Source organism: Mycobacterium triplex, assembly GCF_000689255.1.
In the GTDB taxonomy this organism is placed as follows: Bacteria; Actinomycetota; Actinomycetes; order Mycobacteriales; family Mycobacteriaceae; genus Mycobacterium; species Mycobacterium triplex.
In genome coordinates this window covers 173069-196074 of record NZ_HG964446.1, presented here as the reverse complement: position 1 = coordinate 196074, position 23006 = coordinate 173069, and the positions used below count along the sequence as shown (strand labels likewise).

The following is a 23006-nucleotide window of genomic DNA, read 5'->3' as shown; positions in this document are numbered from 1 at the left end:
AATGGTATCAAACAGCACATCTCACATTTGAAATCTGAAATATCAGGTGTTAGATTTCGACCATGGCTGATCGACGACAAGACAAGATGGCTCTCGTTGCATTCATGCAGGCGGGCAGCACCTCGGTATACGCCGGATCGTGGCGGCACCCGGCCACCGAACACGGCTACCTCGACGCCGCGTACTACGCCAAGATCGCCCGCCAGCTCGAAGAAGGCTGCTTCGACCTGATGTTCTTCGACGATCGCTTGGCAATGCCGGGGGTCTACGGGGGATCGGTGGCCGAGGCGGTGTCTTACGGCGCCCGCCCGGTCAAGCTGGATCTCAGCATCGTGCTCGGCGTGCTGGCGCAGGCGACGTCGCGCATCGGATTGGGTGCGACCTACTCGACCACCTACTACCAGCCGTTCCATGTCGCCCGAACATTCGCGACGCTGGACCATCTGTCCGGCGGCCGCGCGGCCTGGAACGTGGTCACCTCCGTCAACGACAGCGAGGCGCAGAACTTCGGCGTCGATACCCACCTCGGCCACGACGAGCGCTACGACCGCGCCGACGAGTTCATGGACGTGGTCGCCGGGCTCTGGGACACCTGGGAGGACGACGCGATCCTGCACGACCGGGCGACCGGGCAGTATGGCGACCCGGACAAGGTGCACGAGCTCAGGCATGTCGGGCAGTACTTCTCGTCGCGTGGTCCCCTGACCGTTCCGCGCACCCCGCAGGGCCGGCCGGTCATCATCCAGGCCGGTTCATCGGGCCGCGGACGCGAATTCGCCTCCCGCTGGGCGGAATTGATCTTCACCGGCGATCCGGGCATCGAGGTCGCGCGCAGCCACTACGCGGACCAGAAAGAGCGCATCGCCGAGGCCGGGCGTGATCCTGCCGCGGTGCGAATCTGCCCGATGGCCTACGCTGTGGTCGGCGAGTCCGAGGCCCACGCCAAGGAGCGCGAAGCTTTGTTCCTCGACGAACTGGTTCATCCCATGGCATCGCTGACACTGTTGTCGGAGTTGATGAATTACGACTTCGCGCAACACGATCTGGACGATCCCGTCACCGACGAGCTGATCGCGTCGTCCTCCGGAATTCGTGGACTGGTGCAGAACCTGCGCACCCACATCGGTGGCGACACGGTGACCGTGCGCGACCTGGCCGGCCATCGCGCGACGCTGCTGCAGGGACCCCGCTTCGTCGGCACCGGCGAGCAGGTCGCCGACCAGATGGCGGACTGGTTCGAGAGCGGGGCCTGCGACGGTTTCGTCCTGGCGGCAACGCATCTGCCCGGGGCATTCGAAGACGTGGTGCGGATGGTGGTTCCGGAGCTGCAGCGACGGGGCCTGTTCCGCACCGGGTACGAGTCCTCGACGTTGCGGGGACACCTTGGGCTGCAACGGCCCTCGAATACCAGGGTGGGCGCCGGTGCAAATGCTTGAGGGTGTGCGAGTGCTCGACCTCGCGACGCTGGCGGCCGCCCCACTGGTCGCGACGTATCTGGGCGAGTTCGGCGCCGACGTGATCAAGGTCGAGGACCCGCGGCACGGAGATCCGATCCGCGGCTGGGGCAATCAGCGCGAAGACGTCGGACTCATGTGGAAGTCCTTGTCGCGCAACAAGCGAGCGATCACCCTGGATCTGCGCTGCGCCGAAGGGCAGGCGATGGTGCGACGGTTGGTCGAACATGCCGACGTCGTCATCTTCAACACCCGGCCGCAGACGTTGCGCAAATGGGGCCTGGACTACGAGAACCTGCGCGCGGTCAATGACCGGATCGTGATGCTGCATATCACGGGGTACGGGTTGACCGGGCCGAAGAGCGAACGTCCGGGCTTCGGGACGCTGGGCGAGGCGATGAGCGGGTTCGCGCACATCACCGGGCAGGCCGGCGGCCCGCCCACGTTGCCCCCGTTCATGTTGGCCGACGGCGTCGCGTCGTTGAACGCCGCCTACGCGGTGATGATGGCGCTGTATCACCGTGACGTTCACGGTGCGCCAGGGCAGCTGATCGACGTCAACCTGATCGACCCGCTGGCGCGGCTGCTGGAGCAGACGCTGCTGGGCTACGACCAATTGGGGTTGGTGCCCGAGCGTTCCGGCAACCGGTGGGACATTTCGGCGCCGCGCAACACCTACCAAACCGCGGACGGGCGGTGGCTGGCCATGTCCGGCAGCTCGCCGGCCCTGGCGTTACGGGTATTTCGCGCGATCGGCCGCGACGACCTGGTGTCGGACCCGGACTTCTCCGACCCGCAGCGGCGGCTGGCGCGGGCCCGTGAGGTCGATACGGTGGTCGCGGATTGGGTTGCCACCAAGACACTTTCGGAAGCGATGCAGACCTTCGAAGCCCACGAGGTCGCCGCGGCACCCGTCTACGACATCCGGGACCTGCTCGCCGACGAGCAGCTCACGCATCGCGAGGTGTTCATCTCGGTCTCCGACGAACAGCTCGGGGCGATGACGGTGCAGGCGCCGGTTCCGCGCTTCTCGTCGGCGTCCGGGGTGGTGGACCATCTGGGGCCGCGCCTCGGTGAACACAACGCCGAAGTCTACGGCGAGCTACTCGGCTTGACCCCCAACGAGATCGACGATCTGCGCGCCCGCGGCGTGTTGTGACAGAAGGAAATCGATGACTGATCTTCTCCGCCGTTCCGAACTCGCCGTACCCGCGTGCAACGACAACATGTTCGAGAAAGGCGCCAAGTGTGGCGCGGATTTGGTGTTCCTCGACCTCGAGGATGCGACCCCCGTCGGCGTCAAAGTGGAATCGCGCGCCAAGGTCATCGCTGCACTCAACGACATCGACTGGGGACGCACCGCTCGCGCCATCCGAATCAACGGCCTGGACACCCAGTGGTGCCACGACGACGTGATCGACGTCGTCACCAAGGCCGGAGAGAACCTCGACACCATCATCATCCCGAAAGCCCGTACGGCACGGGATGTCTGGTGGGTGGACGTGCTGCTGACCCAGCTGGAGGCCAAACTTGGCTTGCAGAACCGGATTCGGCTCGAGGTTCTGATCGAAGAAGTGGAGGGACTTGCCAACGCGGAGGAGATCGCGGCGGCCAGCTCGCGCCTGGATGCGTTGATCTTCGGGGTGGGTGACTTCTCGCTGTCGCAGGGTGCACGGGTGGACACCAACTTCGTCCCGCTCGGCGAATACCCCGGCGAATTCTGGGCTTACGCGCGGAACAAGGTCATCGTCGCGGCGCGCATCGCCGGCATCGACGCTATTGACGCGCCCTATCCCGACTACCGAGACCTGGCCGGCTACGAGCGTGACGCGCGGCGCGCCTCCCTGCTCGGTTACACCGGCAAGTGGGCCATCCATCCCGACCAGGTGCCCGTCGCAAACGTGGTCTACGCGCCGACCGCCGATGAGATCGCCCGCGCCGAAGCCAATATCGCCGCCTATCGGGACGCCGAGGCCAAGGGGCGTGGCGCGGTCGGAGTCAACGGCGTGCTGGTCGACGCCGCCCACGTGAAGCAGGCCCAGCAAACGTTGGCCCGCGCGGCGCTGATAAACGACAACTAGCGATCCCTGATTGAGCGCGTTGCGGCCGGGGTAACCCGTTCAGTGACCAATTCTACTGACGCCCAATAGAAGGGGGCTCGACGTGATCGTTTTAGGCATCATTCTCGCTGTCATCGGGTATTTCGCCGCCATCCCGATTCTGGAAACGATCGGTGGCATCTTGGTGCTGATCGGTGTGATCCTGTGGATCCTCGGGGCGGTCGGGCGCCCGGTGGCCGGCCGCAAAGTCTGGTTTTAGGGCTTAGCGCACAAGCCGTTTCGGCGCGTTGCCGGCGATGCGGTGACGACGTAGGTTCATCGCATGGCCAAGATCCTGTTCGTCGTCACCGCAACGAGTTACTGGACGCTCAAGGACGGAACCCGGCATCCGACGGGGTTCTGGGCCGAAGAATTCGCCGCCCCCTACGACGCGCTCACCGGGGCGGGCCACCAGATCGTGGTGGCCACACCCGGCGGCACGGTGCCGTACGTGGATGTGATGAGCCTGCGTCCATCGATGGCCGGCAGCGTCGAGATCGCGGAAAAGCTCGAGGGAATCCTGCGCTCCGCCGAAGAGCTGCGCGCGCCAATCCAACTCGCCACCGCCCGCCTGGACGACTACGACGCGGTCTATTACCCCGGTGGCCATGGCCCGATGGAAGACCTGTGGCGCGACGCCGATTCGGGCCGACTGCTCATCGCCGCTCTCGCGTCGGGCAAGCCGTTGGCGATCGTCTGCCATGCGCCGGCCGCGATCCTGGCCACCCGCCGCAACGGGGTCTCGCCGTTTGCGGGCTACCGCGTCACCGCCTTCACCAATGACGAGGAGGACGGCGTGGGACTCCGCGAGAAGGCGCCCTGGACGGTCGAGGACGAACTGGTGAAATTGGGCATCGATTTCGTCCGGGGCGAAATGTGGAAGCCGTTCACGGTGGCGGACCGCAATCTCCACACCGGGCAGAACCCCGCCTCGGCCGGGCCGCTGGCGGCGAAGGTGCTCGAAGTACTGCCGCGTTGATCGACGGCTGTTTCTGATTCGAGAATGCGCCAGTTCACGCCCCCGGCGCGACCGCAATGGATTTGGTGTCCAGGTAGCCGTCGATACCTTCGGGGCCCAATTCCCGGCCGTAGCCGCTGCCTTTGACGCCACCGAACGGCGCGAACGGATCCATGGTGTAGCCCTGGTTGATGCCCAGGGTGCCGGTGCGGATGCGCGCGGCAATGCCCAGCGCCCGCTCGGTGTCGGCGGTCCACACCGACCCGGCCAGGCCGTAGTCGGAGTCGTTGGCAATGGCCACCGCATCGTCCTCGTCGCGGTATCCGATGACGGTGATCACGGGCCCGAAGATCTCTTCGCGGGCAACCCGCATGGCGTTGTTCGCATCGGCGAACAGGGTGGGTTGGACGTACCAGCCGCGGTCGAGCCCGTCGGGCAGGCCGGTGCCGCCGATGACCAGTCGCGCGCCTTCGCCCTGCCCGATGTCGATGTAGTCGCGGACGCGCTGCTGCTGGCGCTGGGAGACCAGCGGTCCCATCTGAGTCGCCGGGTCGCCGGGATCGCCCACCCGGATGTTGGTCATCTCGGCCGCCAGTGCGTCGACGTACTGGTCGTGGCGGTGCGCGGGGACCAAGACGCGGGTCAACGCATTACAGATTTGGCCGCTGTTCGAAAGGCTGGCCGAACGCACCCCAGCGGCGACCTTCTCGGGTGCGGCGTCGTCGAGGATGATCGCCGCCGACTTACCCCCGAGTTCGAGGCTGACCTTGGTGAGGTTGGCACCAGATGCCGCCGCGACGGCCCGGCCCGCCGCCGTCGAGCCGGTGAACGAGACCTTGTCCAGGCCGGGGTGGGCGACGAGTTGCTCACCGACCGCGGCGTCGCCCGGCACGACGCTGAAGACACCTGGGGGTAGGTCGATCTGGGCGATCATCTCGGCCAAAAGCAAAGCGTCCAACGGGGATTCGGGTGCCGGTTTGAGCACCACCGTGCAGCCTGCCAGCAGCGCGGGCACCAGCTTGGTGGCGATCAGGAACTGCGGCATGTTCCACGGCACGATCGCGGCGACCACGCCGACGGGTTGCTTGTGCACCAGCACGTCGGCGCCGAAGAAGCCGGGCCGCTTGTCTTCCCACGGGTGGCGCTCGGCGAGGTCGCAGAACGCCCGCATCATCATCGCGGGCAGGCCGACCTGGGCGCGCTGGGCGAAGGTGATCGGTGCGCCGATCTCGGCGGTGATGGTCTCGGCCATCTCCGCGCGCCGCTGGTCATAGATGTCGGCGAGCCGGCGGATCGCCGCGATGCGCTCGGCCGGCCGGGACTGACCCCACGGACCGGAGTCGAAGGCCTTGCGAGCGGCGCTGACGGCAGCGTCGATGTCGGCCGGACCCGCCGCATCGACCTGCGCAATAGACTGCTCGGTGTGCGGCGAGATGACATCGAAAACCGTCACCGGTGACCTCCCCAGGCTGCAGTATCAACTACTTGCGATTAACGGTTCGAGGATATACCGTCGGCCCGACGGAGTCGTACGGACAGGAGCGATCATGCCTCGATTTCCCAAGCCGTCGGAGGGAAGCTGGACGCAGCACTACCCTGAACTGGGCACCGCGCCGGTGTCCTATGAAGACTCCACCAGCCCGGAGATCCATGAGCTGGAGCGCGATGCCATCTTCCGGCGTGCGTGGCTGAATGTCGGTCGGGTGGAACAGGTTCCGCGTAAGGGTAGCTACTTCACCAAAGAGCTCAAGGTCGTCAAAACCTCAATCATAGTGGTGCGCACGACATCTGGTGAGGTGAAGGCGTACCACAACATCTGCCGCCATCGCGGCAACAAATTGGTGTGGAACGACATGCCCCTCGAAGAGACCAGCGGTGTGTGCCGGCAATTCACCTGTAAGTACCACGCCTGGCGCTACGACCTGGACGGCAACCTGACCTTCGTGCAGCAGGAGGAAGAGTTCTTCGACCTCGACAAGAGCCGCTACGGGCTGGTGCCGGTGCACTGCGAGGTCTGGGAAGGCTTCATTTTCGTCAACTTCGCCAAAACGCCCGAGCAGTCGCTGCGCGAATTCCTCGGGCCGATGGTGACGAATCTGGAGGGCTACCCGTTCGATCAAATGACGTCGCGCTGGGCTTACCGGTCCGAGGTGAAAGCGAACTGGAAGCTGTACATGGACGCGTTCCAGGAGTTCTACCACGCGCCGGTACTGCATGCGAACCAGTCGCCGACCGCTTACTCGAAGGCGGCCGCCGAGGCCGGGTTCGAGGCCCCGCACTACCGGTTGGAGGGCCCGCACCGGCTGGTGAGCACGTCGGGTGTGCGGGCCTGGGAGATGCCCGACGAGATGCGCAAGCCGATCGACGACATCTGCCGCAGCGGTCTGTTCGGGCCATGGGACAAGCCGGATTTGGGAGAGATGCCGGTTGGCCTCAATCCCGCGAAATGTGATCCCTGGGGCCTGGATTCGTTCCAGCTTTTCCCGAACTTCGTGATTCTGTTCTGGGGCCAGGGCTGGTACCTGACCTACCATTACTGGCCTACCTCGTATAACAGCCATATCTTCGAGGGCACCCTGTACTTCCCGCAGCCGCGGACCCCGCGCGAGCGGGTCGCCCAGGAACTGGCCGCGGTGTCTTTCAAGGAATACGGGCTACAGGACGCCAACACCTTGGAGGCCACCCAGTCGATGATCGAGTCCCGGGTGCTCGACGAGTTCTTGCTCTGCGACCAAGAGGTCCTGATCCGGCATCTGCATAAGGAGACCGCGGCATGGATCGAGGATTACCGCCGCACCAGCACGGCGGGAGTGTGACCACGATGTCCGCTTTGCTGCCAACCGAATTCGCCGACCTTGAGCCGTTCGCCGAATGGTGCCTGCCCAGCGAACCGCAGCGCTACGCCAAGCGGCTGGCCAGTTCGATGGTGGAAATGAAAGCGTTTTACGACGCGATCACCCCGCGCGCCGAGGAAGCGCTGTCCTATTGCGACAAGTTCCCCCTCGACGACCTGCCCGAAGATGTTCTCAACCTCATGCATCTGCTGTATTCGATGATCATGGTGTCGTTCCCGGTGGAGTGCTGGAAGCAGCCGCGGGTGCCGGACTCGGGTGCGTCCACGTTGGACTGCGTGTCCGAGCCCGTTCCGTGACCGGTGTAACCGTCCTGCGGGCGGCCCGTTGGGCCGACGTCGACGCCGGTGTGATTCAGTCCCCGGCGGTCGTGGTCGTTGACGGCAACCGCATTACCGCGGTCAATCCCGAAGGGCCAGTTCTGGATTCGGCTACCGATATCGATCTGGGTGATGTCACGCTGCTGCCCGGCCTGATGGACATGGAACTCAACCTGCTCATCGGCGGTCCCGGCGGCCCGGAAGGCTTGCCCGCCCCGATGCACGGCGTCCAGGACGACCCCGCGTATCGGACGCTGCGCGGCGCCGTGAATGCGCGCACCACGCTTCAGGCAGGCTTCACCACCGTGCGCAACCTCGGGCTGATGGTCAAGACCGGCGGCTATCTGCTCGACGTCGCGCTGCAGCGGGCGATCGACCAGGGCTGGCACACCGGTCCGCGCATCTATCCCGCCGGGCACGCCGTGACGCCCTACGGCGGACACCTGGATCCCACGGTGTTCCAGCGGTTGGCGCCGGGAGTCATGCCGTTGTCGGTCGCCGAGGGCATCGCCAACGGGGTGCCCGACGTTATCGCGTGTGTTCGCTACCAGATTCGCCACGGTGCCAAGCTGATCAAGGTGTCGGCATCCGGCGGGGTCATGTCGCACAGCACCGCCCCGGGCGCCCAGCAGTATTCGGACGCGGAATTCGCCGCGATCGCCGACGAAGCCCACCGCGCCGGCGTGCGGGTGGCCGCGCATGCCGTCGGCGACTCGGCGATCCGCGCGTGTATTCGCGCCGGGATCGACTGCATAGAACACGGATTCCTGGCCACCGACGAGACAATTCAGATGATGGTCGACCATGGCACCTTCCTGGTCTCCACCACATATCTGACCGAGGCGATGGCGATCGACCGGATCGCGCCCGAACTGCGCAAGAAAGCACTCGAAGTCTTTCCCAAGGCAAAAGCGATGCTGCCCAAGGCGATTGCCGCTGGGGTGCGGATCGCGTGCGGCACCGATGCACCGGCCATCCCACATGGCCAGAACGCCAAAGAACTCGAGGCACTGGTGGACCGCGGCATGACACCGATGCAGGCGATCCGGGCCGCCACCGTGGTGGCCGCCGAACTCATCGAGGCCGACCACGAACTGGGCCGCCTCGCGCCCGGCTACCTGGCCGACATCATCGCAGTACCCGGCGATCCGTCCCACGACATCGCCGCCACACTCGACGTCACGTTCGTGATGAAGGACGGCCAGATCTACAAGACGCCGGTTGTCTAGTCGGAGGCTGATATGGAACTCACCGAGAACATCCTGTGGCTGCTCAAGCAGGCCTTTTACTTCTCGCTGACCACCGTGAACGACGCGATCAGCGCCCACGGCGTGAGCACCGCCCAGATCGGTGTGCTGCGCCAGCTCTCCAACGAACCCGCCCTGTCCGGCGCCGAGCTGGCCCGTCGGCTGCTGATCAGCCCACAAGGCGTGCAACTGGCGCTCACCGCACTGGAACGGCGTGGCCTGGTCGAACGCCAGCAGGACCCCGAGCACAAGCGCATCCTGCGGGCCTATCTGACCGAGCAGGGGCGCGACGTCGTAGCGGTGGTCCTCAGCGACGCGGTCGCCGCGCACGAAAAGGTGTTCGGCGTGCTTAGCGCCGACGAACAAGAGACGTTGCGCGAATTACTGGGCCGGGTCGTCGAGAAGGGCACCGGCCACGAGCTCACCCAGCGCGACATCTCCAGTACTTGAGATGAATAACAAGTACTTGATACTCTGCCCTCATGCTGGAGTCTCGCGCGCCGTCGTATGCCGGGCCTACCGACGGCGGCACCGAGAAGGTGACCATCGAGCTGGATCGGTCCACCACCACGGTGGCCTACTCGACGGGCGACACCTTGCTGCAGACCGCGCGGATGGCCGGCCTGTCCCCGCCGTCGTCGTGCGAAGTCGGTTCATGCGGAACATGTATGGCCCGGTTGACCGAGGGATGCGCGCGGATGCTCAACAATGATGCGCTCGAAGACGACGAGGTGGCCGAGGGTTGGGTGCTTACCTGTCAGGCCTTGCCGTCCAGCCCGACGGTGCGGGTGGTCTACGAATGAGCAGGGTGGCCGTCGTGACCGGCGGCGCCTCGGGCATGGGGGAGGCGACCTGTCACGAACTGGGCCGACGCGGCCTGAGCGTCGCGGTGCTCGACGTCAATGAGCAAGCCGCGCAACGCGTTACCGAAGACCTGCGGGCGGCCGGAGTCACCGCGATCGGGGTCGGTGTCGACGTCACCGACCGCGCCGGCGTCGAGCAGGCCTTCGCGAAGGTTCGCACCGAGCTGGGCCCGGTGTCGGTGCTGGTGACCAGCGCGGGCATGTTCGGGTTTTCGCCGTTCGGTGACATCACCGTCGAGTCCTGGTCGAAGATCATCGAGGTGAACTTGACCGGCACGTTTCACTGCTGCCAAGTCGCCCTGCCGGACATGGTGGCCGCGAATTGGGGCAGGATCGTGATGATTTCGTCGTCCAGCGCTCAGCGGGGGTCACCGTTTTCCGCGCACTACGCGGCGTCTAAAGGTGCGGTCATCACGCTCACCAAGTCTCTTGCCCGCGAGTACGCGTCGCACGGGATCACCGTGAACAACATTCCGCCCTCGGGTATCGAAACCCCGATGCAGCACCAGGCCCAGGCGGCCGGCATCTTGAAGTCCAACGAAGAGCTAGCCGGCAATATCCCGCTGGGCCGTCTGGGTACCCCGGCAGACATCGCCGCGGCGGTCGGTTTCCTGTGCTCGGACGAGGCCAACTTCATCACCGGCCAAGTACTGGGCGTCAACGGCGGAGCGGTGATGTGACTGTCACGCAAGGAGGTTCAGATGACGCGAGAAGGTAGGCCGCCGGAAGGATCCTGGACCGAGCATTATCCCGAGCTCGGCACCGGGGACATCTCGTTCGCCGACTCGACCTCGAAGGAGTTTTTCGAGCTGGAGCGCGAAGCGGTGTTCAAGCGGGCCTGGCTCAACGTGGCCCGCGTCGAAGAGCTACCGCGCATCGGCAGCTACGTCACCAAGGAGCTCGAGGTAGCCCGGACCTCGGTCATTCTGGTCAAAGGACGCGACGAACAAATCCGCGCCTTCTACAACGTCTGCCGTCACCGCGGAAACAAGCTGGTGTGGAACGACTTTCCCGACCGGGAGACCCGCGGGACGTGCCGTCAATTCACCTGCAAGTACCACGGTTGGCGCTACGACCTCGACGGCGCGCTGAAATTCGTGCAGCAGGAATCGGAGTTCTTCGATCTCGACGCCGCCGACTACGGACTGAGCCCGGTGCACTGCGACGTGTGGGCCGGTTTCATCTTCATCAACCTCGATGCCGAGCCGCGACAGAGCTTGCGTGAGTTCCTGGGCCCGATGATCACCGCCCTCGACGACTACCCGTTCGACAAGCTAACCGAACGCTACGAGTGGGTCGCGCACAACAACAGCAACTGGAAAATCTTCGCGGACGCGTTCCAGGAGTACTACCACGTGCCGTCGCTGCACTCCCAGCAGGTGCCGGCGGAGGTACGCGTCCCCGGAGCCGGATTTACTTGCGGCCATTTCCAACTCGACGGGCCGCACCGGCTGGTCTCGACGGCGGGCCGGCGTCGCTGGCTGCTGCCCCCGGAGTACATGTATCCGATCGAGCGCGCCACCAAGAGCGGCCTGGTGGGTCCGTGGCGTACCCCGGACATCGGTGAACTTCCGATGGCCGGGCTCAACCCCGGCGGCATCGAGCCCTGGGGCATCAGCAATTTCCAGATCTTCCCCAACACGGAGATCCTGATCTACGGCGGTTGGTACCTGCTCTACCGGTATTGGCCCACCTCCTACAACACCCACCGGTTCGAGGCCTACACCTACTACCACCCGGCCCGTACGGTGCGGGAGCGCATCGAGCACGAAGTCGCCTCGGTGGTGCTCAAAGAATTCGCATTGCAGGACGCCGGCATGCTCGGCGGCACCCAGGCGGCCCTCGAGTACGGCGTCATCGACGAATTTCCGCTCAACGACCAGGAGATCCTGGTGCGTCACCTGCACAAGGTCGTGGTCGACTGGGTCGATGCGTACCAACGCGAAAAATCTTCCCTGCCGGCGGGTGTGTGACCATGTCAGATACCTTGCTGCCCAGTGCATTCGCCGAGCTCGAGGACTACGCGAAGATCTGGTGCCTGGCCACCGAAACCGAACGCTGGGACATGCGGCTGGCCAGCACGATGGACGAGTTGCGCCAGTTCTACGACGCATTCTTCCCGCGGCTTGAAGAGGCCATCGACTACTGCGACAAGTTCCCGCTCGACAACGTACCGGACGATGCGCTGAACCTGCTGCACATGATCTATTCGTTGGTCATGGTCGCCATGGCGGTGGAGATCATGCATCAGCCCGCCCCGACCGACGCCGCCGACGCGGTCATGATCCGCATCGGCGAGCCCATTCCGTGATACCCACCAGACCACGAAGGAAGGACAGACCATGAGTCTGCTCACCGTCACCAAGCTCAGCGAATCCGTCGGCGCCGAAGTCACCGGCCTGGATCCCGCTCACCTGGGCGCCGACGACCCGGTCGGTGAAACCATCTTGGATGCATTGGAGGACAACGGCGTTCTGGTGTTCCGCGGTCTGAACCTCGAACCCGAGGCCCAGGTCGCGTTCTGCCACCGGCTGGGCGCCGTCGACTACTCGTCGGACGGGCATCACCCGGTCGCCGGCATCTACCCGGTCACACTGGACAAGTCCAAGAACTCCTCGGCGGCCTATCTGAAGGCGACCTTCGACTGGCACATCGACGGCTGCACGCCCACCGGCGACGACTACCCGCAAAAAGCCACCGTCCTGTCTGCCAAGCAGGTCGCCGAACGCGGCGGCGAAACCGAATTCGCCTCGTCCTACGCGGCTTACGATGCGCTGACCGACGAGGAAAAAGACCGGTACGGCGCGTTGCGGGTGGTGCACTCGCTGGAGGCCTCCCAGCGGCGCATCACCCCGGACCCGACGCCGGAGCAGTTGGCGCGTTGGCGGTCCCGCCGCACCCACGAACATCCCCTGGTGTGGACGCACCGCTCCGGCCGTAAGTCGTTGGTGCTGGGCGCTTCTGCCGACTATGTGGTGGGCATGGACCTCGAGGAAGGCCGTGCCCTGTTGGCCGAGTTGCTGGAGCGGGCCACCACGCCCGACAAGGTGTACAGCCACAGCTGGTCGGTCGGCGACACCGTCATCTGGGACAACCGCGGTGTGCTGCACCGGGCCGCGCCGTATGACCCCGACTCACAGCGAGAAATGTTGCGTACCACCGTACTTGGTGATGAGCCGATCCAGTAGATTCCACGTGACCGACCGACACACGCCGCGGCTGACCCCGCTGCCCGCCGACGAATGGGACGACCGCAGTCGCCGCGCCATCGCCTCGCTGATTCCGGCCGAGCGCGCCAATCCCACCGGCGCCGGCAATATCCTGTCGACCCTGGTACGCCATCCCGATCTGACCCGGGCGTATCTGCCGTTCAACACCTACCTCCTCAACGGCTCCACGCTGTCGCCGCGGGTACGCGAGGTGGCGCTGCTGCGTTCGGTGCACCGGCGAAACTGCGAGTACCTGTGGGCGCACCATCTCCCGATCGCCCGCCGGGCGGGATTGAGCGACGTCGAGATTGACGGCATTAGCGACGGACAACTCGCCGACGACGCCGACCAGTCGGTGCTGGCCGCGGTGGACGACCTGGTGGACACCGGCACCATCTCCACGCCCACCTGGGACCGGTTGGGCCGCCATTTCACCGACGACCAACGCATGGACCTGGTGTTCACGATCGGGGGTTACTGCCTGCTGGCCATGGCGGTCAACGCTTTTGGCATACAAGATGAGGAACTGTGACACCGTCCTCGTCCGAGACCGAGCTGTTCCTTTCCACCGCCCGCGCGTTTCTGGACCAGCACGCGACGTTGGTCCAGCAACGCGCGCTACACGCCGAGGACCGCCCCGTCGGCCCCAAGTGGTGGAAGCAGGCCGCCGAACTTGGCTGGGCCGGCTTGCTGGTGGCCGAGGAGCTGGGCGGCGGCAGCGTCTCCGGCAGCGGGCTGCACGACCTGGCGGCCATCGCCGAGCTGACCGGCCACACGATCGCACCGGGACCGCTGCACCCGGTGAGCACCGTGCTGGCCGGGCTCGTCGATGCCGACAACCACGCCGATCACGCCGGAACCATCCGGGCGCTCGTCTCGGGTGATTCGGTGGCGACATGGGCGGTCGACGAACCCGGCCGCGGTTTCGACCCGTCGAAGCCCACGCTCACCGCGACTGCCACCGCAGCGGGCTATCGCCTCGACGGCGTCAAGGACCGGGTCGAGGCGGGTGCGGAAGCCGACTTGCTGCTGGTCACTGCCCGTGCTGAAGACGGCGTGCGTCAGTTCCTGGTCCGAGCCGACACCCCCGGCGTCACGATCCGCCCCCAACGCTGCGTCGACTTGGTAAAGCGTTACGCACGAATCGAATTCGACGGTGTCTCCGTGGAAGCGCCGGTGGGATCACATGCCGATGCACGGGCTCTGATCGACCGGCAAAGCCAGGTCGCCATCGTGTTGCAGTGCGCCGAGACGGTCGGAGTTCTCGACACCGTGCTCGCATTGACGATCGACTGGAGTCGCGATCGGTACAGCTTCGGCCGGCCGCTGGGGTCCTATCAAGCGATCAAGCACCGCCTCGCGGACATGACGATGTGGCTGCACGCCGGCCGTGGCATCACCGCGCGAGCGGTCCAGCGAGTAGCTACTCGCGCCGCCGATGCCGCGCTCTGGGTCAGCGCGGCCAAGTCCTACCTGGGCGAGCATGCCGGGCCGCTGGTACAGGACTGCGTACAGCTGCACGGTGGCATCGGCGTGACCTGGGAACACGATCTGCACTTGTTCCTGAGACGAATCACCTTGTATCGCGGGCTATTCGGCACGCCGACCGAGCATCACCAGGCCATCTACCGCCACGTCAGGAACCAGGGGCCGGCCGCATGACCGAGACGGTAGCCGAATTCGCCGCCCGGGCGCGAGCCTGGCTGGCCGACCACATGCCCCGCGTCGACCCGAACTCGCCGCCCCTCGGCGAACGCGACGACGAGGCCGCGTGGCAGCGCGCCCGCGACTTGCAGCGACGCCTCTACGCCGGTGGCTTCGCCGGGATCTGCTTCCCCCGCGAATACGGGGGCCTCGGCCTCGACGTCGCCTATCAAAAGGCCTTCGACGACGAGACCGAAGGCTACGAGATGCCGCTGATCCTCAACGTCCCCACCTTCACGATCTGTTGTGCGACCCTGCTGGACGTCGGCACCGAAGACCAGAAGCGCCAACACATTTCCGCGGCCCTGCGCGGCGAGGAGGTGTTGGTCCAACTCCTATCGGAGCCGGGTGGCGGCTCGGACCTGGCCGGACTGATCACCCGTGCCGAGCACGACGGTGAGGGCTGGATCGTCAACGGAGCCAAGACCTGGAGCACTAGCGCCTTCGCCGCGGACTACGGGCTGCTGCTGGCCCGCACCGACCCGACGGTGCCCAAGCACGACGGGCTCACCATGTTCCTGGTGCCGATTCACGCACCCGGGGTGACGCTGCGGCGCATCGAACAGGTCGACGGCTCCAACGAATTCTGTGAAGAGTTCTTCGACGGGCTACGCCTCGACGATTCCGCGGTCGTCGGCGAGGTCAACAAGGGTTGGGAAGCCGCGGGGCGACTGCTGTTTCACGAACGGCGTGCCGTCGGACAGGGCTCGGAGTTCGCCAGCGGCCGCGGCCGCGAGCGGTCGGAAGATTCCTACTCCGACTATTTCGTATTGGCCGATGCGGCGGGCAAGGCCGACGATCCGTTGACACAGGACAAGATTGGCCGGGTACTGGCCCGCCGGATGGTGCGCGACGGGCTCGTCGAGCACGTTGCCGCCGCGATGCGCGACGGTAGCCTCCCGCCGGCCGCCGGCTCGATCATCCGGCTCTTCCACTCCGATGTGACTTTCCTGCAGGTCGACACGGCGCTGGATATCGTCGGCGCGCTCGGCGTCGTCGACGACGACCACGAACTGCTGAAGGTCGGGGAGCGCTACCTGTCCCGTCAAACCGTCGCCCTGGGCGGCGGCAGCGATGAGATGGCCCGCAACGTGATTGCCGAGCGTGTTCTCGGCCTGCCCCGGGAATATGCCGCGGACCGTGGCGTGCCGTTCAACCAGGTGCGGCACAACAAGTCTCGGTAGGCGCTAGGACGCCGTGCAGCAGGCTTCGTCGGTGCCGGGCCCGAAGGTTTCGGAGTCGGCCAGCACGGTGTAGACCTCCCACCGCTCGCCGGCGGGTCCGGTGACCCAGACCTTGTCTTGGGCGGCGAAACAGCAGGTGGTGTTGATCTCTTCCTCGGTAAACAACCCTTCGTCAGTCAGCCGGGCGATCTCGGTGTGCACCGTGTCGCTGTCGGCAACTTCGACGCCGAGATGGTTGAGTGTGCCGCCGTGGCCCCGATTCTCGATCAGCACCAGCTTGAGTGGGGGTTCGGCAATGGCGAAATTCGCATAGCCGGGTTTGATCTTGGCGGGATCGATGCCGAACAGCTTGGAGTAGAAGGCGATTGCCTCGTCCAGATCATCGACGTTGAGGGCTAGCTGTACGCGCGACATCGTGGTTCCTTTCTTCGGATCCGGTTAAGGGGCTGAGGTGGTCGACAGGAGTTCGGCGATCAGGGCCTCGACACGGCGGGCGATGTCGTCGCGGATGATGCGCACGGTTTCCAGCGGTTGGCCGGCGGGATCAGGCAGCTTCCAATCGCGGTAGGACACTCCGGGAAAATATGGACAGGTGTCACCACAACCCATCGTGATCACGACGTCGCTGGACTGCACCGCCTCGGCCATCAGCAGCTTGGGGAGCTGGGTGCTGATGTCGATGCTGAGCTCCGACATCGCCGTGACCACCGCGGGGTTAAGGTGATCAACGGGATCGGTTCCCGCGGAACGGACTTCGACACGGTCGCCGGCCAGATGCATGAGCAGCGCCGCAGCCATTTGGGAGCGTCCGGCATTGTGCACGCACACGAATAAGACACTGGGATGGTCAGCCATCGCTGCTGCTCCTGCTCGAATCCACGGTGGCGCGAAAATTGAAGAGCCGGTCGCGAAGTGCCAGGGCGAGGTAGACGAGCCCGACGAGTACGGGGACTTCGATCAATGGCCCGACCACTCCCGCAAGCGCCTGCCCGGACGCGATGCCGTAGGTGCCGATCGCGACCGCGATGGCTAGTTCGAAGTTGTTACCGGCCGCGGTGAACGCCAACGTGGTGGTGCGGGCGTAGCGGAGCCGCAGTGCCAATCCGAGCGCGTATCCGCCGGCCCACATGATTGCGAAGTAGGCCAACAGGGGGAGCGCGATGCGGGCGACATCCCATGGACGGGAGATGATTTGGTTGCCCTGTAAGGCGAACAGGGTAACGATCGTGAACAACAACCCATACAGGGCCCATGGCCCGATGCGGGGAAGGAATCGGGCCTCGTACCAACCGCGGCCCTTGGCGTGTTCGCCGAGTCGACGGGACAGGTACCCGGCTAGCAGCGGGATGCCGAGAAAGATCAAGACGGATTTCGCGATATCCCACGGTGAGACGGCGATGCCGGTTTGCGGCAGACCTAGCCACCCGGGCAGCACCGACAGATAGAACCAGCCCAGCACGGCGAACATCACCACTTGGAAGATCGAGTTGAGCGCGACCAGGACGGCTGCGGCTTCGCGGTCTCCGCACGCCAAGTCGTTCCAGATGATGACCATGGCGATGCAGCGGGCCAGCCCGACGATGATCAGACCGGTGCGGTATTGGGGAAGATCGGCGAGCGGGAGCCATGCCAGGGTGAACATCACCGCCGGTCCGACCAGCCAATTGAGCACCAGCGAGGAAGCCATCAGTTTGTGGTCGTCGGCGATCTCGCCGAGCTGGTCGTAGCGCACCTTGGCGAGCACCGGGTACATCATCACCAACAGGCCCAGCGCGATCGGCAGTGAAATGCCGTCGATTTCAACAGCGCTCAGCGCCCATCCCAAACCGGGCACCATCCGGCCAAGTAGTAGACCGGCGATCATGGCCACCCCGATCCACAGCGGCAGCATCCGGTCCAAGGTCGAAAGCCGGGCGACTGTGCGCGCGGCCGCAGGCCCTGACCCGATCTCCATCACTGGCAGCGCTCCGGTGTCGTCACGAGCCTGTCGTCGACCTTCAGCGTGGATGAAAGTTGTTGCAAAGCCGAGGGAATCACCCAGTAGTACACCCAGGTGCCGCGACGTTCGCAGTCGATCAGGCCGGCTGAACGCAACAGTTTGAGATGGTGGGAAATCGTTGGTTGGGAGACATCGAACGTCGCCGAGATTTCACAAACGCAAGCCTCCCCGCCGGGATGGCTCGCGATCAGGCTTAGCAATCGCAGCCGCACCGGGTCGCTGAGCGCTTTGAACATCGTCGCCAAGGTAGCGGCCTGCGAATCGTCCAGCGCGGTAAAACCCAAACTCGGGCAACACCCCACCTGCATCTGATTCGACATTCTTCTATATAAACACATATCAAATTAACGCGCCAGTGGCGAGCTGCAGTCGGGACCGGCTGACTAGTCCGTCGAGCGCTTCTTTCGCCAGTAGGGGCTCTTGACCGCTTCGAGGGCCTCGATCACATAGCGGTCCAGGGGCTGTCGATTGGTTGACCGCCGGACCCACTGCTGGAACGCGAAATCCGCCGCACCAAACGCGAGTTGGATCAGCAGCCCGGGACGCATATCGGTCTCCGGGTTGGTGCCCATGCGTTCAGCGACGAGCTTCATCGCCCGCTCCTTGTCGGCGGGAGTGTGGATGGTTGCCTTGTCGAGCAAGCCCGGCGCGACCAGCAGGGCCGCGCGCCACTCCTCGCAGTCGGCACGGTCGAACGACTGGGTCCGGGTGATGATGGCGTTGATCAGCGCGACATCGGGTGCCTCGGCGGCGGGACGCTTTTCCAGATGATTGACGATCGCGGCACCGCCATGACGTACCGGCGCCAACAGTAACTCCTCCTTGGTCGGCACATGCCGGAAGAAGGTACGCGGCGAAACGCCTGCGGCAGTGGCGATCTCCTCGGTGGTGACCGCGTCGTACCCGCGCTCGACAAACAGCCGGAACGCCGCGCGCCGGATGTCGGCGCGAATCTGCGCGCGCTGACGATCACGCAGCGACTCGCCGGTCACCGGAAGCAGCCGATCCCACCGTCGACGTGAATGGTCTGACCGGTGATGAATGTGGCGTCGCTGCCGAGCAGGAACGCCACCAGGGCTCCCACATCGGTACGGACGTCGCCGATGCGCTTCATCGGGACCCGCCCCACCGCCTTGTCGTACTCCTTGGGCGCGAACGACTTCCAGAATTTGACGCCGTCGGACTCGGCGAACGGGCAGATGACGTTGACGCGGATGTTGTCGCGGCCCCATTCCAGCGCGGCGACCTTGGACAGGCCGCGGATGCCTTCCTTGGCGGTGGCGTAGCCGCCCCACTTGGGCTCGCCGCCGGTTCCCGTACCCGAGCCGAGGTTGACGATCGACCCGCCGCCGGCGGCGACCATCAGGGGGTGCACCGCCTGCATCAGCAGAAACGTCGCGCGGGGGCCGACGTCGTGGCCGAGCGCGAAGTCCTCGAGGGTGATGTCGACGAAGGCCTTGGGCTCGTTGGTGGCAATGGCGTTGTTGACCAGCCCGTGCACCGTGCCGAAGGCGTCGACCGCGGCCGCGGTGATCCGCTGCGCGCTGTCCGGGTCGCGCAGATCGGCGACCACGCTTTTCACCGGGCCCAATTCCTTGAGCTCGTTGCTCGTCGCTTCCAGAACGTCGGCCTGGATGTCGGCCAGCACTACCGACGCGCCGCGTTCGAGCAGTGCCGTTGCGGTGCCCTTGCCCACGCCTTGAGCCGCGCCGGTGATGATCGCGACGTGGCCGCGCATCGAATCGGGATGGGTGTAGCTCATCTGACGGGTCCCATCTGCAACCGCACGCCGCGGTGCATTTCGTAGGTGCTACGTACCCCGTCGGGCAGTTCGATGAACTCCACCGGTGTCCCGTCCGGGTCCTTGACGAAAAACATTCGGACTCCACCGATCTCGAACGGCTCCTGGTCGGGCGCATAACCGGCGCCGACGACACGGCGGTGGGTGTCGTCGAGATCGGTCACCGACAACGACACGTTGTGGATTCCGGTGATGCCACGCCGGGGCGGCTTGCCCTCCGGCGGGTTCGCGCCGATCGACAGCAGCTCGATCATCAACCCGCCCAGCAGCCCGCCGACCACCCGGCCCTCCTGCTTGCGGGTCGCATGCAGCACCGCGTCGAAAGGCTCACCGGAGATCAGGGATTCGAAGACGACTTCCATGCCGAGGAGGTCGCGGTAGAACGTCAGGGCGCGATCCATGTCGGTCACGCCGACGACGAGGTGGCAGAACGCAACGTCGTCAAGCACGCTTTCGCCGGTCACGATGGCTTCGCGAGAGCGGGCGCCGGGCGTCCGGCGAACAGCGGCAGATCGAGGTAGGTCTTGATACCCGGCTCGGCCGCGCAGACATCGGGTATGGCGTTGATGCAGTGGTTGGCCGTGACCACCACGCCGGGGTTCTTCACCAGCCCCTCCTCGATCGTCTCCGGTTGCAGGCCCTTGAAGGTGAGTTTCACGTCGGGGTCACCGGTGATCTCGACCTCGAACCGTTCGCCGATCCCACCGAAATTCCATGCGGGGTCTAGGTTTTCCTCACCCATCAACCAGTTGACCGCGGCCGTGATGACCGGCTCGCCGTCGACGAGAGCCTGCCACCGGAACCGGCGGGCGGCCACGGTGCCGGTGGTGATCGGGAACGGAGCGTAGTCGATATCGGCGGTTGCCACCGCGACGTCCTGGATGGTCCTGATATTGGGATCGATGCGGAAACCCATGTGGTCGGCGATCATTCGCACCGACTGCTTGAAGCCGGCATCGAGCAGGCCGGCCATGGGTCCGTTGACGGCTTCCTCGGGGATGCCGCCGAAGCCCATGATGTGGCGCACCACATCGGGTGCGTTGTAGGTGCGGATATCGGAGAACTCCTCGGCGCGGACATGGGTGACCGCGGACGAGAGCGAGGAAATCATCAGTGGGAAGCGCTCTGTGATGCCCCCGGGATGGATCCCCGAACCATGCAGCGTCACACCACTTTCCACTGCGGCATCGGCGACGGCTCGGTGACGCTTGTTGCCCGGATCGGGGTAGACCCAGCCGACCGGGGTGACCACATTCTTGCCGGACCGCAGGATCGCGATGACCTCGTCGTCGTTGGGCACCAGTGGGCTGTACATGACGCAGTCGGCGTCGAGCGCGAGGATCTCGTCGATGCTCGACGTGGCGGTGACGCCCAGGTCCTCCGTTCCGATGATCCGGCCGACATCGACGCCGTTCTTCTCGGCGCTGTGCACCCAGCAGCCGGCCAGCTCGAGCTGCGGGTGGTTGAGCACGCACGCGATCGCCGCCTTGCCGACGCCCCCGGTCGCCCATTGAATGACACGAAGCTTGGCCGAACTGTTCATCGGTGTCCTTTCGATTGCACGCTTTACATGCCAACGGCCGAAATGGCACAGTATGACCCGCTGACAGTCACTGTCAACGGTAGGAAGGTCTGTTCATGAGCGTCCTCGAGGGCAAGATCGCGATCGTCACCGGAACCAGCCGCGGCGTGGGTGTCGGCATCGCCCATGAACTGCTGCGGGCCGGCGCCACGGTCATCGGCTGTTCGCGCGGGCCGCTGGACACCATCCCGGGCGTCGACGCCGAATCCGACTGGGCGCCACGCGCCTCGCAGCGCGTCTGCGATCAGGGCGACTGCGGGTCGATCGACGCCTTCGTCGCCGACGTGGTCGCCACGCACGGCCGGGTCGACATCCTGGTCAACAACGCGGGTGGCACCGTCCCGGCGCCGCACGTGGAGAGCATTCCCGAACTCGTGCAACGCATTCAGGGCGCGCCGCCGAGCGACGACGACTACGAACGCACCGCGCTGTTCCACGCGTTCGCGGTGCAGATGAACCTGATCAGCCCGCTCTGGTTCGCCATCCGCGCCTATCGGCAGATGGCGACGCAGGACGGGGTCGGCTGCATCATCAACATCTCCAGCGGCGCCGGGCACCCGGCGGGTTCGCCGACCCTGGTCTCCTACGGCGCGGCCAAGAGCGGCCTCAATCACCTCACCCGGTCACTGGCCGAGGAGTGGGGGCCGAAGGTGCGTGTCAACTGCGTGGCACTGGGCCCGACGATGACCGAGAACTTCCGCTCGTTCGTGTTGCCCAAGGACGATCCGAGCGGGGAGAAATACTTCGCCGCCGTGCCGATGCGCCGCGCCGGTGAGCCCGCCGAGGTCGGACGGGTCTGCGTGTTCCTGGCCAGCGGGCAGGCGGATTTCGTCAACGGCACCACCATCGAATGCGACGGCGGAATGATGCCCGGCGTGCTTTATGACGCGGGCCTCAAGACGATCACCGATCTGCTGTAAGCCCGGTGTGCGTCCAGGGCATTGACTGTGAATCGTCGGCATTGACTGTGCGTCCACGGCGACGACACGCCGATGAGCGGCGCCGTCAGCGCACACGCGAAGCCCTCCTCGCACACGCGACGCCGTCAGCGCACAAGCGACGTCCTCAGCATCGGGCTTGGATGCCGGCCAGCAGCATGTCGAGTGCCCGGTCGAAATCGTCGGCCATCGTCGAACGCCGGCTGGTCTCGGACAGCGCCGCCAGGTGCGGGTGCTCGGTGCCGGCGAGCTCGCCGATGCGCTTGGCGACCGCCGCATTGGATTGTTCGCGGTCGGCCCCGGCGAGCGGACCGGCCAATTCGACTTGCGCAGCGCCCATTACGAGACTGAGCACTGCCCGAAATGCGGCGAGCACATCGAGGTCGCCCAGCCCCGAGCGCCGCAGCGCTTCGATGAGGCGTTCGGCGGGAAGGTAGCCCGCCGCCGAGACGGTGCGGCGCGTCAACACCAACGGCGCGGCGTTGGGGTGTTGACGAACTCCCCGCCAGAAAGCGGTCGCGATGGCTTTGACGTCGGAACGCCAATCGTCGGACGGCCGGGGCAGGCGGATGTCGGCGAGCACCGCCTCGGCGACGAGGCCTTCGAGTTCCTCGCGATCTTTGACGTAGTTGTACAGCGTCATCGGCCCGGTTCCCAACGCGGCCGCCAGCGAGCGCATGCTCAGGCTCGCGAGCCCGTCCTTGTCGACGATCTGGATTGCCTGCTCCCGCACCTCGGCGAGAGTGAATCGTGCCCGCATGTACCGGCCGGCCTCCTCGTCACGTGCACCCATTGA

At 65.5% G+C, this 23006-nt stretch carries 25 protein-coding genes and 2 pseudogenes; 18 read left to right on the top strand and 9 right to left on the bottom strand.

Going from position 1 to position 23006, the window contains the following annotated elements:
* Nucleotides 1-62: 62 nt before the first annotated feature.
* From BN973_RS00865 to BN973_RS00850, 5 genes are all read left to right on the top strand, one after another.
* Nucleotides 63-1436: an LLM class flavin-dependent oxidoreductase gene (locus tag BN973_RS00865; protein WP_036465333.1), complete on the top strand. Its 1374-nt coding sequence runs from the start codon at nucleotides 63-65 to the stop codon at nucleotides 1434-1436.
* Nucleotides 1429-2613 (top strand): CaiB/BaiF CoA transferase family protein, encoded by a 1185-nt coding sequence (locus BN973_RS00860; protein ID WP_036465331.1) that lies wholly within the window; start codon nucleotides 1429-1431, stop codon nucleotides 2611-2613. Before BN973_RS00865 ends, BN973_RS00860 begins: the two co-directional genes overlap by 8 nt.
* A gap of 13 nt (nucleotides 2614-2626) precedes the next feature.
* A complete protein-coding gene (locus tag BN973_RS00855; RefSeq protein WP_036465330.1) occupies nucleotides 2627-3535 on the top strand; it encodes an HpcH/HpaI aldolase/citrate lyase family protein in 909 nt (302 codons plus the stop codon).
* 82 nt (nucleotides 3536-3617) lie between these two features.
* Nucleotides 3618-3773 carry a hypothetical protein gene (locus BN973_RS30905; RefSeq protein WP_139830085.1) on the top strand — a complete coding sequence of 52 codons (156 nt, stop codon included), beginning with the start codon at nucleotides 3618-3620 and terminating at the stop codon, nucleotides 3771-3773.
* 63 nt (nucleotides 3774-3836) lie between these two features.
* Nucleotides 3837-4532 (top strand): type 1 glutamine amidotransferase domain-containing protein, encoded by a 696-nt coding sequence (locus tag BN973_RS00850; RefSeq protein ID WP_036465328.1) that lies wholly within the window; start codon nucleotides 3837-3839, stop codon nucleotides 4530-4532.
* Nucleotides 4533-4566: 34 nt separating this feature from the next.
* Here the strand turns inward: BN973_RS00850 and BN973_RS00845 are convergent, their stop codons facing one another.
* On the bottom strand, nucleotides 4567-5964 hold the full coding sequence (locus BN973_RS00845; protein WP_232232004.1) for an aldehyde dehydrogenase: 1398 nt from the start codon (nucleotides 5962-5964) through the stop codon (nucleotides 4567-4569).
* A 94-nt stretch (nucleotides 5965-6058) separates the two neighbouring features.
* Here BN973_RS00845 and BN973_RS00840 point away from each other — a divergent pair, with 94 nt between their 5' ends.
* From BN973_RS00840 to BN973_RS00785, 12 genes and pseudogenes are all read left to right on the top strand, one after another.
* Nucleotides 6059-7327, top strand: a complete 1269-nt coding sequence (locus BN973_RS00840; protein WP_036465324.1) for an aromatic ring-hydroxylating oxygenase subunit alpha — start codon at nucleotides 6059-6061, stop codon at nucleotides 7325-7327.
* Entirely contained in the window at nucleotides 7324-7662 is a 339-nt protein-coding gene (locus tag BN973_RS00835) for a hypothetical protein (RefSeq protein WP_198048968.1), read from the top strand. Before BN973_RS00840 ends, BN973_RS00835 begins: the two co-directional genes overlap by 4 nt.
* A complete protein-coding gene (locus tag BN973_RS00830) occupies nucleotides 7659-8912 on the top strand; it encodes a metal-dependent hydrolase family protein (protein WP_036465322.1) in 1254 nt (417 codons plus the stop codon). The genes BN973_RS00835 and BN973_RS00830 overlap by 4 nt, the downstream gene beginning before the upstream one ends.
* Nucleotides 8913-8924: 12 nt before the next feature.
* A complete protein-coding gene (locus BN973_RS00825; RefSeq protein ID WP_036465320.1) occupies nucleotides 8925-9380 on the top strand; it encodes a MarR family winged helix-turn-helix transcriptional regulator in 456 nt (151 codons plus the stop codon).
* Between the two features lie 86 nt (nucleotides 9381-9466).
* Nucleotides 9467-9733 (top strand): annotated as a pseudogene (locus BN973_RS00820) (2Fe-2S iron-sulfur cluster-binding protein); the annotation flags it as partial.
* Nucleotides 9730-10473: an SDR family NAD(P)-dependent oxidoreductase gene (locus BN973_RS00815; protein ID WP_036465316.1), complete on the top strand. Its 744-nt coding sequence runs from the start codon at nucleotides 9730-9732 to the stop codon at nucleotides 10471-10473. The pseudogene BN973_RS00820 and the gene BN973_RS00815, both read left to right, overlap by 4 nt.
* Before the next feature lie 21 nt (nucleotides 10474-10494).
* On the top strand, nucleotides 10495-11766 hold the full coding sequence (locus BN973_RS00810) for an aromatic ring-hydroxylating oxygenase subunit alpha (RefSeq protein WP_036465315.1): 1272 nt from the start codon (nucleotides 10495-10497) through the stop codon (nucleotides 11764-11766).
* Between the two features lie 2 nt (nucleotides 11767-11768).
* Nucleotides 11769-12104, top strand: coding sequence for a hypothetical protein (locus tag BN973_RS00805; RefSeq protein ID WP_139830086.1), 336 nt, complete (start codon nucleotides 11769-11771; stop codon nucleotides 12102-12104).
* Nucleotides 12105-12135: 31 nt separating this feature from the next.
* Nucleotides 12136-12981: a TauD/TfdA dioxygenase family protein gene (locus BN973_RS00800; RefSeq protein ID WP_036465311.1), complete on the top strand. Its 846-nt coding sequence runs from the start codon at nucleotides 12136-12138 to the stop codon at nucleotides 12979-12981.
* Nucleotides 12965-13534, top strand: a complete 570-nt coding sequence (locus BN973_RS00795) for a carboxymuconolactone decarboxylase family protein (protein ID WP_051641054.1) — start codon at nucleotides 12965-12967, stop codon at nucleotides 13532-13534. The genes BN973_RS00800 and BN973_RS00795 overlap by 17 nt, the downstream gene beginning before the upstream one ends.
* On the top strand, nucleotides 13531-14664 hold the full coding sequence (locus BN973_RS00790; RefSeq protein WP_036465308.1) for an acyl-CoA dehydrogenase family protein: 1134 nt from the start codon (nucleotides 13531-13533) through the stop codon (nucleotides 14662-14664). The genes BN973_RS00795 and BN973_RS00790 overlap by 4 nt, the downstream gene beginning before the upstream one ends.
* The gene (locus tag BN973_RS00785) at nucleotides 14661-15890 is read left to right on the top strand and encodes an acyl-CoA dehydrogenase family protein (protein WP_036465306.1); all 1230 of its coding nucleotides are present in this window, start codon (nucleotides 14661-14663) and stop codon (nucleotides 15888-15890) included. Before BN973_RS00790 ends, BN973_RS00785 begins: the two co-directional genes overlap by 4 nt.
* A 3-nt stretch (nucleotides 15891-15893) precedes the next feature.
* On the opposite strand, the gene BN973_RS00780 is transcribed toward BN973_RS00785, so the two are convergent.
* The 7 genes and pseudogenes from BN973_RS00780 to BN973_RS00745 form a co-directional block, all read right to left on the bottom strand.
* Nucleotides 15894-16304, bottom strand: coding sequence for an ArsI/CadI family heavy metal resistance metalloenzyme (locus tag BN973_RS00780; protein WP_051641053.1), 411 nt, complete (start codon nucleotides 16302-16304; stop codon nucleotides 15894-15896).
* Between the two features lie 24 nt (nucleotides 16305-16328).
* A pseudogene (arsB, locus tag BN973_RS00770) lies at nucleotides 16329-17844 on the bottom strand (ACR3 family arsenite efflux transporter).
* Complete coding sequence (locus BN973_RS00765; protein ID WP_036465302.1) at nucleotides 17844-18209, bottom strand: ArsR/SmtB family transcription factor; 366 nt, start codon at nucleotides 18207-18209, stop codon at nucleotides 17844-17846. The pseudogene arsB and the gene BN973_RS00765 overlap by 1 nt, the downstream one beginning before the upstream one ends.
* 63 nt (nucleotides 18210-18272) lie before the next feature.
* On the bottom strand, nucleotides 18273-18881 hold the full coding sequence (locus tag BN973_RS00760) for a TetR/AcrR family transcriptional regulator (RefSeq protein WP_036465300.1): 609 nt from the start codon (nucleotides 18879-18881) through the stop codon (nucleotides 18273-18275).
* Entirely contained in the window at nucleotides 18878-19651 is a 774-nt protein-coding gene (locus BN973_RS00755; RefSeq protein WP_036465299.1) for an SDR family NAD(P)-dependent oxidoreductase, read from the bottom strand. The genes BN973_RS00760 and BN973_RS00755 overlap by 4 nt, the downstream gene beginning before the upstream one ends.
* Nucleotides 19648-20154 carry a VOC family protein gene (locus BN973_RS00750; protein ID WP_084163247.1) on the bottom strand — a complete coding sequence of 169 codons (507 nt, stop codon included), beginning with the start codon at nucleotides 20152-20154 and terminating at the stop codon, nucleotides 19648-19650. The genes BN973_RS00755 and BN973_RS00750 overlap by 4 nt, the downstream gene beginning before the upstream one ends.
* A complete protein-coding gene (locus BN973_RS00745; RefSeq protein WP_036465297.1) occupies nucleotides 20151-21233 on the bottom strand; it encodes an NAD(P)H-dependent amine dehydrogenase family protein in 1083 nt (360 codons plus the stop codon). The genes BN973_RS00750 and BN973_RS00745 overlap by 4 nt, the downstream gene beginning before the upstream one ends.
* A 95-nt stretch (nucleotides 21234-21328) precedes the next feature.
* Here BN973_RS00745 and BN973_RS00740 point away from each other — a divergent pair, with 95 nt between their 5' ends.
* Nucleotides 21329-22192 carry an SDR family NAD(P)-dependent oxidoreductase gene (locus tag BN973_RS00740; protein WP_036465296.1) on the top strand — a complete coding sequence of 288 codons (864 nt, stop codon included), beginning with the start codon at nucleotides 21329-21331 and terminating at the stop codon, nucleotides 22190-22192.
* A gap of 145 nt (nucleotides 22193-22337) precedes the next feature.
* Here BN973_RS00740 and BN973_RS00735 read toward each other — a convergent pair whose 3' ends face one another.
* Entirely contained in the window at nucleotides 22338-22970 is a 633-nt protein-coding gene (locus BN973_RS00735; RefSeq protein WP_036471883.1) for a TetR/AcrR family transcriptional regulator C-terminal domain-containing protein, read from the bottom strand.
* Between the last annotated feature and the right edge of the window lie 36 nt (nucleotides 22971-23006).

Excerpts from the sequence above, each read along its gene's own strand:
- BN973_RS00865 (WP_036465333.1), top strand. The coding sequence starts at position 63 with ATGGCTGATCGACGACAAGACAAGATGGCTCTCGTTGCATTCATGCAG.
- BN973_RS00860 (WP_036465331.1), top strand. The coding sequence starts at position 1,429 with ATGCTTGAGGGTGTGCGAGTGCTCGACCTCGCGACGCTGGCGGCCGCC.
- BN973_RS00855 (WP_036465330.1), top strand. The coding sequence starts at position 2,627 with ATGACTGATCTTCTCCGCCGTTCCGAACTCGCCGTACCCGCGTGCAAC.
- BN973_RS00850 (WP_036465328.1), top strand. The coding sequence starts at position 3,837 with ATGGCCAAGATCCTGTTCGTCGTCACCGCAACGAGTTACTGGACGCTC.
- BN973_RS00840 (WP_036465324.1), top strand. The coding sequence starts at position 6,059 with ATGCCTCGATTTCCCAAGCCGTCGGAGGGAAGCTGGACGCAGCACTAC.
- BN973_RS00825 (WP_036465320.1), top strand. The coding sequence starts at position 8,925 with ATGGAACTCACCGAGAACATCCTGTGGCTGCTCAAGCAGGCCTTTTAC.
- BN973_RS00815 (WP_036465316.1), top strand. The coding sequence starts at position 9,730 with ATGAGCAGGGTGGCCGTCGTGACCGGCGGCGCCTCGGGCATGGGGGAG.
- BN973_RS00810 (WP_036465315.1), top strand. The coding sequence starts at position 10,495 with ATGACGCGAGAAGGTAGGCCGCCGGAAGGATCCTGGACCGAGCATTAT.
- BN973_RS00805 (WP_139830086.1), top strand. The coding sequence starts at position 11,769 with ATGTCAGATACCTTGCTGCCCAGTGCATTCGCCGAGCTCGAGGACTAC.
- BN973_RS00800 (WP_036465311.1), top strand. The coding sequence starts at position 12,136 with ATGAGTCTGCTCACCGTCACCAAGCTCAGCGAATCCGTCGGCGCCGAA.
- BN973_RS00795 (WP_051641054.1), top strand. The coding sequence starts at position 12,965 with ATGAGCCGATCCAGTAGATTCCACGTGACCGACCGACACACGCCGCGG.
- BN973_RS00785 (WP_036465306.1), top strand. The coding sequence starts at position 14,661 with ATGACCGAGACGGTAGCCGAATTCGCCGCCCGGGCGCGAGCCTGGCTG.
- BN973_RS00780 (WP_051641053.1), bottom strand. The coding sequence starts at position 16,304 with ATGTCGCGCGTACAGCTAGCCCTCAACGTCGATGATCTGGACGAGGCA.
- BN973_RS00765 (WP_036465302.1), bottom strand. The coding sequence starts at position 18,209 with ATGTCGAATCAGATGCAGGTGGGGTGTTGCCCGAGTTTGGGTTTTACC.
- BN973_RS00755 (WP_036465299.1), bottom strand. The coding sequence starts at position 19,651 with ATGAGCTACACCCATCCCGATTCGATGCGCGGCCACGTCGCGATCATC.
- BN973_RS00745 (WP_036465297.1), bottom strand. The coding sequence starts at position 21,233 with ATGAACAGTTCGGCCAAGCTTCGTGTCATTCAATGGGCGACCGGGGGC.
- BN973_RS00740 (WP_036465296.1), top strand. The coding sequence starts at position 21,329 with ATGAGCGTCCTCGAGGGCAAGATCGCGATCGTCACCGGAACCAGCCGC.
- BN973_RS00735 (WP_036471883.1), bottom strand. The coding sequence starts at position 22,970 with ATGCGGGCACGATTCACTCTCGCCGAGGTGCGGGAGCAGGCAATCCAG.